Source organism: Kutzneria sp. NPDC051319, assembly GCF_040682195.1.
Classification (GTDB): Bacteria; Actinomycetota; Actinomycetes; order Mycobacteriales; family Pseudonocardiaceae; genus Kutzneria.
This window is the reverse complement of record NZ_JBFBAM010000069.1, coordinates 1-15139: the sequence shown is the minus strand read 5'-3', so window position 1 is coordinate 15139 and position 15139 is coordinate 1. Positions and strand designations below refer to the sequence as shown.

Here is a 15139-nt window from a genome sequence, read left to right as displayed (position 1 = left end):
ACCGTGGAGGACGTGTCCGACAACCGCGCCCACTGTGTGGTCCGCTGCCTTGAGGGCACGGTCAGGGTGGGTGAGGTGCTCACTGTCCTGGAGCTGGCCGACGGCACGCGCCACGACGTGTCGCTGACGGTTGCCCAGATCATGCGCTATGGGAAGCCGATGACGTGGTTCGATCCGCCGCACGGGGCCCTGCTGGAGCTGTCCGGAGCGGCAGTCGGTCTTCTCGCCGAACGCAGCTGCCTGGTCGCGCCGAGCTCAGCCGACTAGTCGGCTGAGGTGGGGGTCCTGTCCCGAGTGGGCAGGGCCCCCACTTTTGTCAGCGGTAGACCCTCAGCGCGGTGCGGCGGGCCTTGAAGGCGAAGACGGAGCCCTCGGGGTGGACCTCGCCGTCGGTGGCGATGGCGACGGCGCGGCCGTGCACGCGGACCTCGAACTCGGGGAGGTCGAGCTGGCGGTAGGCGTGGCTGCGGTGCAGGGCCCCGGCCAGGGCGGCGAAGATGAAGCGGGTGCGGGAGAAGGGGATGTCGGCGCGGATGTAGCGGACGTCCAGCAGGCCGGAGTCGAGGCGCTGGCGGGTGGCGGGGGCGAAGCCCCGGGGCAGGTAGGGGTTGTTGCCGACGAAGACCATCCAGACCGTGGCCCGGCGGCCGTTGATGGTGACGGCCAGCGGCTCGGCCTCGTGCAGGACGCGGACCAGGGCGTAGGCGCCGGCCGGCCACTTGCCGAGGCTCTTGGCGTGCTTGTCGCGCAGCTGGACGAGGTCGGGGTAGCCGCCGAGGCTGGCGGTGTTCAGGAAGATCGTCGGCTCGCCGCCGTCCACGGCGACGGATCCGAGGCCGATGGCCATGCCGTTGCCGGATTCGGTGGCGGTGCGGGTCTGCTCCAGGCTGGCGACGCCGATGTCGCGGGCGAAGTGGTTGAGGGTGCCGGCAGGCATGACGGCCAGCGGCAGACCGGTGTCGGCGGCGACCGAGGCCACCGCGGCCACGGTGCCGTCGCCGCCGGCCGCGCCGAGGGCCCGGACGGCGGAGAAGTCCTGGTCGGCGAGCTCGTCGATGCGGATCACGGTGGCCTTGGGCCAGGCGGCCTTGATCTCGTCGGCCGGATCGATGTCGTCGGGCCCCGAGTTGGGGTTGGCCACGATGGTCAGGCCCTCCCCGTCCTGGAGCACGGGCATGCGGACGGGCGCGTCCGACTCGGCCGGCTGGCCGACACCCAGGGGCCACCAGCGTCGGGTGAGCAGCCCGACACCGACGCCCATGGCCGCGCCGAAGGCGACGTCCGAGGGCCAGTGCACGCCCGTGTGCACGCGCGAGTAGGCCACGGCGGCGGCCACCGGGGCGACGAAGGCGGCGGCGACCGGCGACTCCATGGCCACCGCGGTGGTGAAGGCGGCGGCCGAGGCGGCGTGCCCGGACGGGAACGAGGAGGAGGTGGGACGTCTGGTCAGCCGCCGCGCGAGCGGCACCAGGTCGGCGGCGGGCCGCCGACGGGGGAAGACCTGTTTGCCCAGGGCGTTGGCTGTGAAGCTGGCGCCGGCGATGGCGACCAGGCCGCGCATCGCGGCCCGCCGCCCCCGGCCCGGCATGGTGGCCAGCACCGCCGCGGCGGTGAACCAGATCAAGCTGTGGTTCGCCGAAGTCGACAGTTTCTTGACCACAACATCCGCGCGGGACGGCCGCAGGGCCGCCGACCTGCGCATCAAAGCCTCGTCGAGGCGGTTCACGGAGCGCACGTTATGCGAAGGTAGCCGAATTTTCGCGCCGATCCCCGAACGGCGCACGGTCAGCGCGCGCCGGACCGCCTAATGTGAAGGGATGCAGCGGCGGATCTTCGGAATCGAGACCGAGTTCGGGGTGACCTGCACGTTCCACGGGCAGCGTCGGTTGTCACCCGACGAGGTGGCGCGGTACCTGTTCCGGCGCGTCGTGTCGTGGGGGCGCTCGTCGAACGTCTTCCTGCGCAACGGCTCGCGCCTGTACCTGGACGTCGGCTCCCACCCGGAGTACGCGACCGCCGAGTGCGACGACCTCACCCAGCTGGTCACGCACGACAAGGCCGGTGAGCGGATCCTGGAGGACCTGCTCGTCGACGCCGAGCGGCGGCTGGCCGACGAGGGCATCGGCGGCGACATCTTCCTGTTCAAGAACAACACCGACTCGGCCGGCAACTCCTACGGCTGCCACGAGAACTACTGCGTCGCCCGGGCCGGCGAGTTCTCGCGCATCGCCGACGTGCTGCTGCCGTTCCTGGTGACCAGGCAGCTGATCTGCGGCGCCGGCAAGGTGCTGCAGACCCCGCGCGGCGCGGTGTACTGCCTGTCCCAGCGGGCCGAGCACATCTGGGAGGGCGTCTCCAGCGCGACCACCCGCTCCCGTCCGATCATCAACACCCGGGACGAGCCGCACGCCGACGCCGAGCGCTACCGGCGCCTGCACGTGATCGTCGGCGACTCGAACATGTCCGAGGTGACGACGCTGCTCAAGGTGGGCAGCGCCAACCTGGTGCTGGAGATGATCGAGCAGGGCGTGCAGTTCCGGGACTTCAGCCTGGACAACCCGATCCGGGCGATCCGCGAGATCAGCCACGACCTGACCGGCCGTCGGCTGGTCCGGCTGGCCGGCGGCCGCGAGGCCTCCGCGCTGGACATCCAGCGCGAGTACCACGCCAAGGCCGTCGAGCACGTGGCGTCGCGGACCAACGACCCGACCTCGCAGCGCGTCGTCGACCTGTGGGGCAAGGTCCTGGACGCCGTCGAGGCGCAGGACCTGTCCAAGATCGACCGGGAGATCGACTGGGCGGTCAAGCACCGCCTGATCGAGCGCTACCAGGCCAAGCACGGCCTGGAGCTGTCCAGCCCGCGCATCGCCCAGCTCGACCTGGCCTACCACGACATCCGGCGCGGGCGGGGCATCTTCGACCTGCTCCAGCGCAAGGACCTGGTGCACCGGGTCACCGACGACGGCGAGATCGAGGCGGCCAAGGACACCCCGCCCCAGACCACCCGGGCCAAGCTGCGCGGCGACTTCATCGCCGCCGCCCAGGCCGCCGGCCGGGACTTCACCGTCGACTGGGTGCACCTGAAGCTCAACGACCAGGCCCAGCGCACCGTCCTGTGCAAGGACCCCTTCCGCGCCGTCGACGAACGCGTGGAACGCCTGATCTCCAGCCTCTGAAACCCCGCGAGTCCCGCTCTCGGGCAACTGAGTTACCGGTTCCGGAACTCGACACATGGTTGCCCGAGAGCGGGACTCGCGCTATTTGGTGAGGATCAGGAGGACGACGTCCAGGAGCGCCACCAGCATGGCGGCCTGGAAGGGGTGGCGGCGGCCGAAGAGCAGGACCACGGCCGAGGCGGCGACGGCGTAGGGGTTGAGGACTGCGGCGGCGGCCAGGAGCAGGACGCAGGTGGCGGCCCAGCTGTAGCGCGGCCCCAGGCGGTGGGGAAGACCCCGGACGCCGGTGGCCAGGTCCTGGGCCAGGTCGGGCAGGGCGTTGGCGAAGTGGGCGCCGGAACCGAGCAGGGCACCGGCCGCCAGCAGCCACCAGGGCGGCGTCGCGGGCACGCCCAGGACCACGAAAGCGGGCCCGCCGGCGAAGGACACGGCGTACGGCAGCACCGACAGCACGGTGCCCTTGAGCAGCGCGTTGTAGCTCCACGCGCTGGCCACGGCCGCCAGGTGCACGAGCCCGGGGATCAACCCCGACAGGAACGACAGCGGCACGACGGCCACACCTGACACCACATACGCCACCAAGACCGCCTTCGCACCGATCTCGCCGTTGGGAATGGGCTTGTCGGCACGGCCGGAGGCGGCGTCTCGATCCCGGTCCAGGTAGTCGTTGAGCCAGCCCACGGACAGCTGCCCGGCCAGGATCGCCGCCCCCACGGCGGCGATGCCGCCCGGCGACCGGCCCCACACCACGGCCAGCCCCACCGAGATCAGCGTGACGGCGACCGCCGGCGCGGGGTGGCTCGCTCGGACCAGTCCGCTGACCATGGGCACGATCCACTACTCTGCCGGAATCTGGGCCCGGGAGCGTGCCCGTCCTAGGAGAACACGGTGCCGGCAACCGATTTGATCCACACCTACGTGGTGCCCGTGCGCCCCGAGAAGGTGTACGCGCACATCACGGACCCCGCCAGCTACGTGGGCCTGTCGCCGCTGGTCGTCGACGTGTACGACATCGACGACACCGGCTACACGGCGGTCGAGCGGTTCCGGCTCGGGCCGTTCAAGCACGACAACCACATTCGGGTGACGCTGACCGCGGGCGACAATGTGGTAACCAGTGACGTGCACAGCCCCGGCGGCGTGCGGCTGGCCCACCGGTTCGAGCTGTCCGGGCACGCCGACGGCTGCGAGGTCGTGGAGCGCATGCACCTGACCGCCCCGTTCGGGCTGGTGCGTTTCGCCGCGTCCCAGGCGCTCGGCGTGATGCGGGCGCGGCGAGCGATCCTGACCAGCAGGCTGGAGGACTAAGGTGCTGACGTGTCCATAGCCCGCGCCGAACGTCTCGTCAACCTCGTGCTGTGCCTGCTGTCCACCCGGCAGTACCTGACGGCCGACCGGATCAGGACGATCGTGCCCGGCTACCCCGAGGACGCCAACCCGGAGGCGTTCTACCGGATGTTCGAGCGGGACAAGGCCGAGCTGCGCGACCTGGGCATCCCGCTGGAGACCGGCCGCAACAACCCGTTCGACCCGGCCGAGGGCTACCGCATCGCCCGCCGCGACTACGAGCTCGGCGACATCGACCTGGAGCCGGACGAGGCGGCGGCGGTGGCTCTGGCCGTGCGGCTGTGGGACTCGCCGGAGCTGACCGGCGCGGCCGAGGTGGCGCTGCTCAAGCTGCGTGCCGCGGGCGTGGACGTGGACCAGGCCGCGCCGGCCGCGGTGGAGCCGCGGGTGCGGGCCAGCGAGCCGGCGTTCGCGACGCTGCTCCAGGCCGTGCAGACCGGCCGGGTCGTCACGTTCGACTACCGCCGCCCGGTGCCGGCCGAGGTGCGGACGCGGACCGTGGAGCCATGGGGTGTGGTGTCCTGGCGTGGCCGCTGGTACCTGGTCGGGCACGACCGTGACCGCCGGGCCGCGCGCTGCTTCCGGCTGCAACGGATCGTCGGCGACGCCAAGGCCGTGAGCAAGCCGGGCGAGGTGCAGACGCCGGTGGGCGTGGACCTGATGAGCTACGTGAAGGGCTTCGAGGACGACAGCGCCCAGGGCACGCTGGCCCGCCTGTGGGTGGCCAAGGGGCAGGCCCAGGGGCTGCGCCGACGGGCCCGGGTGGTCGGCGCGGACGTCGTCGACGGCATCGAGGGGGACCTGCTGGAGATCGAGCTGACCCAGCCCGAGTCGGCGGCCGGCTGGATCGCCGGCTTCGGCGCGGACGTCGAGGTGCTGGAGCCCGAGCTGCTGCGCAAGTCGGTGTACGAGCGGCTGCTCGGCGCGCTGGCCGCGGCGGACGGGAAGGCGTCGTGAGCTCCAGCGGGACCGACCGGCTTACCCGGTTGCTGGCGCTGGTGCCGTATCTCATCGCGCGCCCGGGCATCCCGGTCGACGAGGCCGCCGCCGACTTCGGCGTGACGGCCCGGCAGCTGCGCAAGGACCTGGAGCTGCTGTGGATGTGCGGCCTGCCGGGGTACGGACCGGGTGACCTGATCGATCTGTCCTTCGAGGGCGAGACGATCACCGTCACCTTCGACGCCGGCATGAACAAGCCGCTGCGGCTGACCGGCGCCGAGGCGACCGCGCTGCTGGTGGCGCTGCGGGCGCTGGCCGACACCCCCGGCGTGGCCGACACCGACGCCGTGCGCCGGGCCCTGGCCAAGGTCGAGGCCGCCGCCGGCGCCGCCCAGCCGGCCGGCGTCGTGGTCGGGCTCGCCGCCCCGGAGGCCGAGGCGACCGCCGAGGTGCGGGAGATCGTCCGGGACGCGCTGAGCCGCAAGCGGGCGTTGAAGATCCGGTACTACACGGCGTCGCGGGACGAGATGACCGAGCGGGTCGTCGACCCCATGCGGGCGCTGCTGGTGGAGGGCCGCAACTACCTGGAGGCGTGGTGCCGCTACGCCTGTGACATGCGCCTGTTCCGGATGGACCGGATCGACGCCATCGAGGTCCTCGACGAGCCCGCCGCCCCGCCGCCCTACGCCGAGCCCACCGACGTGTCCGCCGGCCTGTTCCGCCCCGAGGCCGGGCAGCAGGTCGCCGTGCTGCGGCTGGAGCCCGACGCCCGCTGGATCTCCGAGTACTACGCCGTCGACGAGCAGACCGAGCTCGACGGCGGCCGCTGCCGGGTGGTCATGCGCTACACCGACCCCACGTGGATGGCCCGCCTGGTGGTCGGCACCGGCGGCCTCGCCGTGGCCGAGGGGCCCGTCGAGCTGGTGGACCTGATCCGCGAGCGCACCTCGGCGGCGCTGGCCCGCGCCGGCCGCCAACTCGCCGGCTGAACCCCCGCGAGTCCCGCTCTCCGTCACACCGAAATACGGTTTCCGGCAGATCTGAGCCCCGAGGCTCAGTTCTGCATGAGCGCGGGTTTCGGTGTGACGCTGGGCGTGACTCGCGGGGGTGGGGTGGGCTGTACCCCGGCCGTATTCGGGAACCTTTACTGTGTGCTGGTGTTGTACGTCATCGCCGCGCTGGTGATCGTGCTGGGGCTGGTGCTCCTGGCCGTCACGCTGCAGCGCACCCTGCGCAAGGCCGCCCGGTTGAAGGCCACGGCGGCGCGGGCGCAGGCCGACATCGCCGATCGGCGGGGCCTGGTCCGCGCGAGGATCGCCGCGCTGGGGGTGGCGCTGGCCCAACGCCGTAGGATCGGCAGGGAGCAACAGGTCGCCGTCGTGGCGGCGGACGCTGAGGGGCGGCATCGGTGACGTCCGAGAAGAAGACCGAACGCAAGGGCAAGCGGCGTCGTCGCAGCCGTCGGCAGAATCCCGACGGCACGATGACCTTGATGGAGCACCTGTTCGAGCTGCGCTACCGGCTCGGCATGGCGCTGCTCGGCGTCGCGCTGGGCGGCATCATCGGCTTCATCTGGTTCGAGACGTCCGTCTGGCCCATTCCGACGCTGGGTGAGCTGCTGCTCAAGCCGTACGACACGATCCCGAACGGCCTGAAGCTGGCCGGCACCGAGGGCAAGCTGCTCCAGAACAGCCCGTTCGAGGGCTTCATGGTCCGCCTGCAGGTCGGCATCGCGGCCGGCGCCGTGCTGTTCAGCCCGATGTGGCTCTACCACCTGTGGGCGTTCATCACCCCGGGCCTCTACAACAAGGAAAAGAAGTTCGCGCGGATCTTCGTCACCTGCGCGGTGATCCTGTTCGTCGGTGGCGCGGTGCTGGCCTACCTGGTCGCGCCCGAGGCCCTGACCGTGCTGTCGAGCATCAGCTCCAGCGAGTTCGTCACGGCGCTGACCGCCGACAAGTACATCTCGTTCATCCTGGCGTTGCTGGTCATCTTCGGCATCAGCTTCGAGCTGCCGCTGCTGGTGGTGATGCTGAACAAGGTCGGCATCCTGCCGTACCAGAAGCTCAAGAAATGGCGCCGGGGCATCATCTTCGGCCTGTTCTGCTTCGCCGCGGTGGTCACCCCCGGCCAGGACCCGATCTCGATGTGCGTGCTGGCCGGCGCGCTGACGGTGCTGTTCGAGGTGGCGGTGCAGATCTCCCGCCTCAACGACCGCAACAAGGACAAGGAGAACGAGTGGTCCGACCTCGATGACGACGAGGCCTCGCCGCTCAACTACGACCCGCAGCCGGAGCAGGCCACGCCGGAGTCCGAGGTCCGCGCGACGAAGTACGACGAAGACGCCACGTGACGGTAGCCCTGCTGGTGTGCCCGGCGGCCGGTCTCGGCGCTGCCGGGCGGGTCGCCGGCACGGTGGCCGACCGCCTGCGGGCGGTGTGCGGTGACGTGCAGCTGCTGGTCGCCTCCGACGCCGCGGGCACGAACCGGTTGGCGCACAAGGCGGTCCGGGACGGCGTCGAGGTGCTGGCGGTGCTCGGCGGCGACGGCGCCGCGCACGCGGGCGTGCAGGCCTGCGCCGGCACGAAAACCGCACTTGCCGTCATTCCCGCCGGCACCGGCAACGACTTCGCCCGCGCCCTGGATCTGAGCCTGGACGGCGTCGTCGAGGCGCTGCGCACGGGCCGTCGCCGGGCGATCGACCTCGGGCACGTGCAGAGCGGGGCCTGGTTCGGCACGGTGCTGTGCGCCGGCTTCGACTCGGCCGTCAACGAACGCGTGAACCGCATGCGCTGGCCCCGTGGCCCGAGGCGCTATGACCTGGCGATCGTGCTGGAGCTGGCGCAGCTGCGGTCTCGGCCGCTGACCGTGCGCACGCCGGCCGGCGAGGTGGAGCTGGAGGCGACGCTGATCGCCGTCGGCAACACCCCGTTCTACGGCGGCGGCGTGCCCATCTGTCCGGACGCCGACCCCGGCGACGGGCTGCTCGACGTCACCATCGCCGGGCGGGCCAGCCGCACCGAGCTGATGCGGATCCTGCCCAAGCTGCGCACCGGTCGGCACGTCGACCACCCGGTGGTGACCACGCTGCGGGCCAGCTCGGTGGCCATCGCCGGCAACGACTGGATCGGCTACGCCGACGGTGAGCGGCAGCGGGAGCTGCCGCTCACCATCGAGTGCGTGCCGAAGGCGCTAAGGGTTGTGGCTTAACACTTCTGTGCGGGCCGCTTCCACTTGTCGCCGTCGGTGGAGTCGCCGTCCTTGAGCGTGCCGGCGGTCTTCATGAACGCCACCGAGGCGTCCTTGAGCATCTGCTGGAGCTTGGCCGGCGGATCCGACGGCGTCGCCGCGCCGTTCTTGCCGAACCAGCCGCTGGGCCCGAAGTCGCCGTAGGCCTGCCCGCCCTGGAAGACGTGGATCTCGAAGTCGGGGAACCGCGCGGTGTCCAGGCGGGCCGTGAACTTGTCGTACAGGTTCACGGGTGTGCGACCGCTGCCGCCCTTCTCCGTCCAGCCGCAGGCGCGGTCCGGACGGAGCGCCTCCAGCCGCTTGCCCTCGGCCGCGAGGTCCACCGGGGCCAGCGCCAGGGCCTGCACCTTGGCCCGGACCTGGAGGAACCAGAAGTAGTAGCCGCTGCCGCCGGACTTGGCCCTGGCGTCGGCCTCGGCCTTGTCGTTGGCCTGCGTGAAGCCGCCGTGCATGTCCTTGTCCAGGCACTGCATGGTGACCGTGCCGGTGGTGGCCACCTTGGTCGTGGCGCTGCACGAGCCGGCGGCGATGTCGTCGATGGTGACGCTGGCCGACATCTGCACGGTCGCCTCGGCCGGCGGCGACGCGCCGGGCGCCGTGGTGGTGGTGAAGTGCGCGACGACCTGGCAGCCGGCGGCCTGGCAGTCGTCGAAGTGCTCCAGGTTGTCCACGGAGCTCACCGTGTAGACCACGCTGGTGTCGATGGCGTCGCCGAGCTGGCCGACGTCGGTCTGCATCTCGTCGTACAGCTGGTCGTTGTTGTCGGCGTTCATCGGCGTGAAGTCGGCGGTGCCGAGGCCGGTGTAGCCCGCCCGCTCGCCGTTGAGCAGCAGCTTGCCGCCCGGGTTGGTGAACGCCGAGGCCGCCTTCTTGGTCTGCTTGTCGACCCACCGGATCACCCGGTACGGCTGCTCCTTGGCCACGTACAGGGTGCCGTCGGGGGTGTCGCCCTTGAGCACGGGCACGCCGTCGATGGTGACGCCGTCATCGCTGGGTGGGGGCAGCTTCTCCGTGCGCGCCACCTCGTCGCGCAGCTTGCCGGCGATCGCCGTCGGGGTGACCGACTGCTTGACCAGGGGCTTCAGCTCGCCGACGTCGCCGGTGATCCACCGGTTCTGCAGGCCGGCATCGTTGAACGCGTCCCGTGCGGTGCCGGGCGGCAGCAGGTTGCCGTTCAGCTTGACGAACAGCTTGCCGTTGACCAGCAGGAACTGGAACTTGATCTGGGTGACGCTGCTGGTCATGAGCCAGCCGGCGGCGTCGCCCTCGTTGGTGACGCGGCCGTCGAACTGGCTGCCGTCCGGCAGGTCCGAGCGATAGTCGGCGATCGGCTGGGCCGCGAGGTTGGCCACCGCCTGCTCGAACGGGCTGCGGTCCGGCGGCCACACCAGCCACGTCGTCACACCCGCGACCAGCAGCACGACCACGGCCGCCGCCGTGAGAATGAACCGCTTGCTCCGACGCTTGCGGGGCTTGATCGGCACGAGGTCGGTGCGCAGCGGCGCATGCCAGCCCGGCGGCAGGTCCGCCGTCGCCACCAGCGGCGGGTGCCACGGCTTGACCGGCGTCGGCCACAACAGCTGCACCGGCTGCCCGATCGCCGGGTTCGGCCCGGCGCCCAGCGGGCCGACCGGCGTCGCGGGGCCGGCCTGCGTCATCTGCCCGGCCGGCTGCCACTGGGACTGCGGCAGGTTGGCCACGGTGGGGTTCGGCTGCCACGCGGTCGGCTGCCCGCTGTCCCAGCCGGCCGGCGCCTGGTAGGACGCCTGCCCAGCGCCGTTGTGTTGCCACTGGTCCAGTGGCTGGGCGGGCTGCTGTGCCGGCTGCCACGGGCTCTGCGGCACGTCCGCGACGAGCGCTGCCGGCTGTCTGACCGGGGCCGTCGACTGCTGCCACGGGCTCGCGGGCACGTCCGCGACGGGCACCGTGATCTGGGGCTGCGCGTCGACGGCCGGGATGGCCTGCTGCGCGTCGGCGGGCTGCGGCGCCTCGACGATCGGCGTGGCCACGTGGTCCTTGGCCGTCGCCGAGACGTCCGGATGGTCGTATCTAGGCGGCTCGGCGATCGGGTCCTCCGGCGTCGTCTGCGCGCGCGAAGGCTCGATGGACTCCTGGTCCATGATCAATCCCCCCTACAGGTTCGGGCGGAATGATGTCAGGCCAAGGTCACGGGTTAATAGCGTTTATCCAGCGCTTCGGTCAGATCGTGATAACTGAGGCTGCCGGCCAGGCCGCCGAATCCGGCCCCGCCGAGCACGGACGTGAGGGCATCTCGCGCGCCGCCCCAGGCCAGCCGGCACAGCGAGGAGCCGGTGGAGACCCGCCGAACCCCCATGGCGGCCAACGACTCCGGCGACGGCAGCGTGGGGGAGGCGAGCACGTTGAGCGCGACGCCGGGCAGCGCGGCCAGTATCTCCGGAATGAGCTTCTCCGGGAGACCGGGCGCGAACACACAATCGGCCCCGGCCTCGACGTACTGCCGCAGTCGGGAGACGCCCTCGTCGAATCCGCCGTCGCCGAACCACCAGACGTCGGTGCGGGCATTGACGACCAGATCCGCGTCGAGCGACCGGATCTGGGCGATGCGGTCGGCCGCCTCGGCCGGCTCGCGCAGCACCGTCTCGGGATACCGGGTGTCCTCGATGTTGACGCCCACGACGCCGACGTCCAGGGCGGCGCGGATGGTCGCGCGCACGTCGTCGTAGCCGCCTTCGAGATCGGCCGACACCGGCACGACCGAGGCGTTCACGATGGCCGCCACCGCCGTCATCATGGTGGCCATCGGCATCCGCTGGCCGTCCGGCAGCCCGAGCGCCGCGGCCACGCCGGCGCTGGTCGTGCCGAGCGCCGGCACGCCCGGCACGGTCGACAGCAGCCGCGCCGACGCCGGGTCCCAGGCGTTGGGCAGCACGAAGAACCCGCTCTGGTGCAGCTCCCGGAAGCTCGTCATGCGGAGAGCGTAGGCACGCAACGGTTCGGCGCGCGCCGAACCTCAGCCGAACGAGGAGATGCGCAGCACCCAGTCGTCGTCCCCGCCGTGGTTGCGGCCGGGCGGCGTGAAGGTCACCTCGCCGCGGCCGACGGGCGGGTTGGCCAGCCGGTAGGCGCCGTCGGTCGGGTCGTACCAGAAGGCGATGGCGCCCGGCTGCAGCTGCGACATGTCCACCGTGATCGAGCGGGCGGTCGGCAGGTAGAACACCGCGAGCCGGCCGTCGGCGGTGCTCGCGGCGGTGGCGTAGTCGTTGTCGTTGACCGAGCCGACGGTGTTGGCCGTGCCGTAGCCGGCGGTGAGCAGTTTGTGCTGCTGGTCCGGCACCAGGTCGTACCAGCGGCTGCTGCGGAACAGGTCGGTCATCAGCCGGAACTCCCGCGTGCCCTGCGTGTTCACGTGGTCCTGCCAGCCCGGCTTGAACTGCCACGTCCAGCCGCTGCCGTAGAGCTGGCCGGTGGCGCCGCTGGTCATCGTCCAGTACTCCTGGCGCCGCAACGTCTTCGGGCCGGTGTACTCGTGCTCGTCCTCGTAGTTGGCCTCGACCATGTACACCGGGAGCGGGTTGTCCCGGTTGTACTCCTTGAGCACCTGGGCGTAGGTCGGGTAGTAGGTGTAGGCCGAGTCCAGCTGGATGTACGGCCGCCAGGTGGGGTCGTCGAGCGAGCCGCTGGTCATGTAGTTCAGCTCGACGGTCTGCAGGTGCTGGGGGTCGGTTTCCTTGAGGGCACGGGCAACCGACTGCACCAGCGCGGTGTCCTTGGGGTCCTGCCAGGTCTGGAGGTCGCAGCCGTTGAACCAGACGATGTTGGGGTACTTGGCGAACCGCTGCCCGAGGAACTTGCCGAAGTCGTAGGCCTTGTCGACCCCGTTGTCCCGCAACAACTGCAGGTGGCCGCAGGTCTCGACCGGCGTGAGCCAGATGGTCAGCCCCTCGTCGCGGGCGGCGGCCACCATGTGCTCGACCCGGTCCCAGTAGGCCGGATTGGGCGTGGCCATGTCGCCCGCCTTGGTGAACGGCGTGATGCCGTCGTAGGTGGCGTCGTCGGGGTGGCCGCCCTGGTCGGGCGGCACCAGCGAGTTGATCCACAGCGTGTTGAAGCCGCCCGCGCGCCGGTTGGCGAAGTAGTCCGCCGCCTCGTCCTCGGACATCGTCACGAACAGGCCCTGCGGCGAGTCGCCGGAGATCAGGTACGGCTGGCCGGCCTGGTCGAGCAGGTATCGGCCGTTCGCGCTGGCCGAGGTCGGCCAGGCGAACCGCCCCGTGTTCTCCGGCGCCTGCACCGCGGGCGTCGCCAGCATCGACGACACCAGCACCGTGGCTGTTACCAGGATCGGGATCCGCACAACTTCGGATCGTACGGATCCCGACGCGAGGCCGCAGTGCTTACGGCAGAAGATCTATGCGGTGATGTGCGACCAGATAATTCCCACGGGCGAAGGCTTTGGCCATCGGCACGTTGGTGACGTCGGTGCCCGCCACGATCTTCTGCGCCCCCTCCGCGGCCAGCATGTGGGTGGTTTCCGCGAGCAGATCGAGGGCGTAGCCGTGGCCGCGCTGCTCGGGCACGACCGCGATGTAGCCGACGACATGGGCGCTGTAGTGGAAACAGGGCGCGGCCAGGCCGACGAGTTCGCCGTCCAGTGTGTACGCCAGCCGCCACCACTCGCGTGGGCTGGGCATCCAGCGCAGGTAGTCGAGTTCCTCCAGCGCGGAGGCGTCCAGGCCCTTCTCGGCGATGATCTGCCGGACATGGGCGTCAAGGCTGGTCGCGTTGACGCGTCGGAAGACGTCGAAGATGGCGTCGTCGTCCGGCTCGGGCCGGAATTCCAGGCGGGTGCTGCGTTCCGGCAGGCCGCACTCGGGCGTCCAGCGATAGGTGTAGCGCTCCACCAGGTATTTCAGTCCGGCCGCTGTCGCCGCGTCGAGACGTGCCGTCGCGGCGGCATGCGTTGCCGGGTCGTCCCGCCAGTTCGGCGGCAGCGGGATCGAGTACTCGGTGCGGAAGGGCGCGGTGCGCAGCAGGTGCACGGCTGCGTCGGCGTCGGTGAAGTCGAACCAGTCCAACGCTTTCGGCTCGGTGTCTTCGGGACCGGCCCACCAGACCGCGCGGGCCACCACGACGCCGTCGCGCAGCGCGACCCACGTCCACTCTGGACGGTAGTTGCCGGTGGCGTAGGTGGTGCCCAAGACGCCGTAGCCGACCAGGTTGGGGTCGTCGAGCGAGTCGAACAGGTGCTCTTCGCCGGCCTGGAGCGGCCGGACGATCAGATCAGACATGTGCGGTGATCTCCGGGAGTGTGGGTGTGCTCCCGGGTCACGCCCTCGGGGTTGGGTGGGAGCACATGAGCAGTCGAGTGCACATCGCTCCCACCTCCTTGCCGTCTCGAAAGGGCGCGCCGGCGACTCTAGCGACGCCGGCGCGCCCTCGCGAACGGATTATCAGCCGGTGGTGATGAACTTGTCGGGGCTGGTCACCACGGGCGACTCGACGTACAGGCTGCGGTACTCGTCCTGGATGCCGCTGTTGTGCACCTGAAGGGCGAGCGGGCCGTCACGGCCGGCCGTCTTGTCGGTGAAGTCCAGGACCTCGGTCCCCTTGCACGTGGCGGCCGTGCCCTTGAGCGGGCAGCAGGCCATCCTGGCCACGCCGGTGGTCTTGTTGCCGATCAGCTCGCACTGGGACCAGGTGTGGATGTCGAACTTGTCGTGAGGGAGCTGCTTGAACAGCTTGCCGCCGCCGTTGTTGTGGCCGGGGCGGTAGTCCCAGTGGCCGCCGTTGGGCGGCTGGAACTGAATGGCGCTCAGGGCGTCCTTGAGCGGGCTGGTCGTGCCCCAGATCAGCACCGTCGGCGCGTGGTTGCCCTTGACCTGCCGGACGTTGAAGATCCAGCGGAACGTGCCGGCCTGCGCCTTGTTGTAGTACAGCCAGCCCCGCGAGGTGCCGTTGCCGTGGATCACCCCGTCCTTGGCCGACCACTGGCCGTTGGCCTGCGACGTCCAGCCGTCCAGCGTCTTCCCGTCGAACATGGAGACGAGGTTCGGGTCGTTGTACGGGTTGTCGGCCTTGGTCGATGCCGGTGACGCCGGGGCGATGGCGACCGCCATGAGCAGGGAGATCGCGATGGTGACTATCCATAGTGGACGACGAACCATGATCCCTCCGAGCGTGAATAGGACTGTAAACCTTTTCATGCGCGGCCGCCCCAGGCTACGAGCACCCTCGCCACCCCGTCAACCCACCCCCCGCGAGTCCCGCCCACCGTCACACCGAAACACGGTTTCAGGCAGACCACCGCGAGTCCCGCTCTGAGGCAGGCATGTGTTGAGTCCATGGCTGCCCGAGAGCGGGACAGTGAGGATGTAGATGGTGGTCCTCCCGACCCGGTCTGACCCCGAGCGGGACCGGCGTGATGCCTTGCGCGAGATCTGTCGTCC

Annotated in this window: 15 protein-coding genes; 8 read left to right on the top strand and 7 right to left on the bottom strand. The window is 70.7% G+C overall.

Features of this window, described 5'->3' with window-relative positions; all coding sequences use genetic code 11:
• Window positions 1-12: 12 nt before the first annotated feature.
• Window positions 13-267 carry a hypothetical protein gene (locus AB0M73_RS39985; protein WP_363902848.1) on the top strand — a complete coding sequence of 85 codons (255 nt, stop codon included), beginning with the start codon at window positions 13-15 and terminating at the stop codon, window positions 265-267.
• 49 nt (window positions 268-316) lie between these two features.
• Here the strand turns inward: AB0M73_RS39985 and AB0M73_RS39980 are convergent, their stop codons facing one another.
• Entirely contained in the window at window positions 317-1702 is a 1386-nt protein-coding gene (locus AB0M73_RS39980; RefSeq protein ID WP_363902912.1) for a phosphatase PAP2 family protein, read from the bottom strand.
• 115 nt (window positions 1703-1817) lie between these two features.
• Between AB0M73_RS39980 and pafA the strand changes: the two genes are divergently transcribed.
• Window positions 1818-3176, top strand: coding sequence for a Pup--protein ligase (gene pafA / locus AB0M73_RS39975; protein WP_043725495.1), 1359 nt, complete (start codon window positions 1818-1820; stop codon window positions 3174-3176).
• A gap of 81 nt (window positions 3177-3257) precedes the next feature.
• Here pafA and AB0M73_RS39970 read toward each other — a convergent pair whose 3' ends face one another.
• Window positions 3258-4001: a UbiA family prenyltransferase gene (locus tag AB0M73_RS39970; RefSeq protein ID WP_363902844.1), complete on the bottom strand. Its 744-nt coding sequence runs from the start codon at window positions 3999-4001 to the stop codon at window positions 3258-3260.
• Between the two features lie 63 nt (window positions 4002-4064).
• Between AB0M73_RS39970 and AB0M73_RS39965 the strand changes: the two genes are divergently transcribed.
• The 6 genes from AB0M73_RS39965 to AB0M73_RS39940 all read left to right on the top strand — a co-directional run bounded on the left by AB0M73_RS39965 (window position 4065) and on the right by AB0M73_RS39940 (window position 8672).
• Window positions 4065-4484, top strand: a complete 420-nt coding sequence (locus AB0M73_RS39965; protein ID WP_363902841.1) for an SRPBCC family protein — start codon at window positions 4065-4067, stop codon at window positions 4482-4484.
• A 9-nt stretch (window positions 4485-4493) separates the two neighbouring features.
• On the top strand, window positions 4494-5480 hold the full coding sequence (locus tag AB0M73_RS39960) for a WYL domain-containing protein (RefSeq protein WP_043725500.1): 987 nt from the start codon (window positions 4494-4496) through the stop codon (window positions 5478-5480).
• Window positions 5477-6451: a WYL domain-containing protein gene (locus AB0M73_RS39955; RefSeq protein WP_363902838.1), complete on the top strand. Its 975-nt coding sequence runs from the start codon at window positions 5477-5479 to the stop codon at window positions 6449-6451. Before AB0M73_RS39960 ends, AB0M73_RS39955 begins: the two co-directional genes overlap by 4 nt.
• A 168-nt stretch (window positions 6452-6619) precedes the next feature.
• A complete protein-coding gene (locus AB0M73_RS39950; RefSeq protein ID WP_363902835.1) occupies window positions 6620-6874 on the top strand; it encodes a bacteriophage holin in 255 nt (84 codons plus the stop codon).
• On the top strand, window positions 6871-7815 hold the full coding sequence (gene tatC / locus AB0M73_RS39945) for a twin-arginine translocase subunit TatC (protein ID WP_363902832.1): 945 nt from the start codon (window positions 6871-6873) through the stop codon (window positions 7813-7815). Before AB0M73_RS39950 ends, tatC begins: the two co-directional genes overlap by 4 nt.
• Complete coding sequence (locus AB0M73_RS39940; RefSeq protein WP_363902828.1) at window positions 7812-8672, top strand: YegS/Rv2252/BmrU family lipid kinase; 861 nt, start codon at window positions 7812-7814, stop codon at window positions 8670-8672. The genes tatC and AB0M73_RS39940 overlap by 4 nt, the downstream gene beginning before the upstream one ends.
• Here AB0M73_RS39940 and AB0M73_RS39935 read toward each other — a convergent pair.
• From AB0M73_RS39935 to AB0M73_RS39915, 5 genes are all read right to left on the bottom strand, one after another.
• On the bottom strand, window positions 8669-10831 hold the full coding sequence (locus AB0M73_RS39935) for a hypothetical protein (protein ID WP_363902825.1): 2163 nt from the start codon (window positions 10829-10831) through the stop codon (window positions 8669-8671). The genes AB0M73_RS39940 and AB0M73_RS39935 overlap by 4 nt on opposite strands.
• 53 nt (window positions 10832-10884) lie before the next feature.
• Complete coding sequence (locus AB0M73_RS39930; RefSeq protein ID WP_363902822.1) at window positions 10885-11661, bottom strand: isocitrate lyase/phosphoenolpyruvate mutase family protein; 777 nt, start codon at window positions 11659-11661, stop codon at window positions 10885-10887.
• A 42-nt stretch (window positions 11662-11703) separates the two neighbouring features.
• Window positions 11704-13047 (bottom strand): DUF4038 domain-containing protein, encoded by a 1344-nt coding sequence (locus tag AB0M73_RS39925; protein ID WP_363902819.1) that lies wholly within the window; start codon window positions 13045-13047, stop codon window positions 11704-11706.
• Between the two features lie 40 nt (window positions 13048-13087).
• Entirely contained in the window at window positions 13088-13981 is an 894-nt protein-coding gene (locus AB0M73_RS39920; RefSeq protein ID WP_363902816.1) for a GNAT family N-acetyltransferase, read from the bottom strand.
• A 162-nt stretch (window positions 13982-14143) separates the two neighbouring features.
• The gene (locus AB0M73_RS39915) at window positions 14144-14857 is read right to left on the bottom strand and encodes a DUF1080 domain-containing protein (RefSeq protein ID WP_363902813.1); all 714 of its coding nucleotides are present in this window, start codon (window positions 14855-14857) and stop codon (window positions 14144-14146) included.
• Window positions 14858-15139 lie beyond the last annotated feature (282 nt).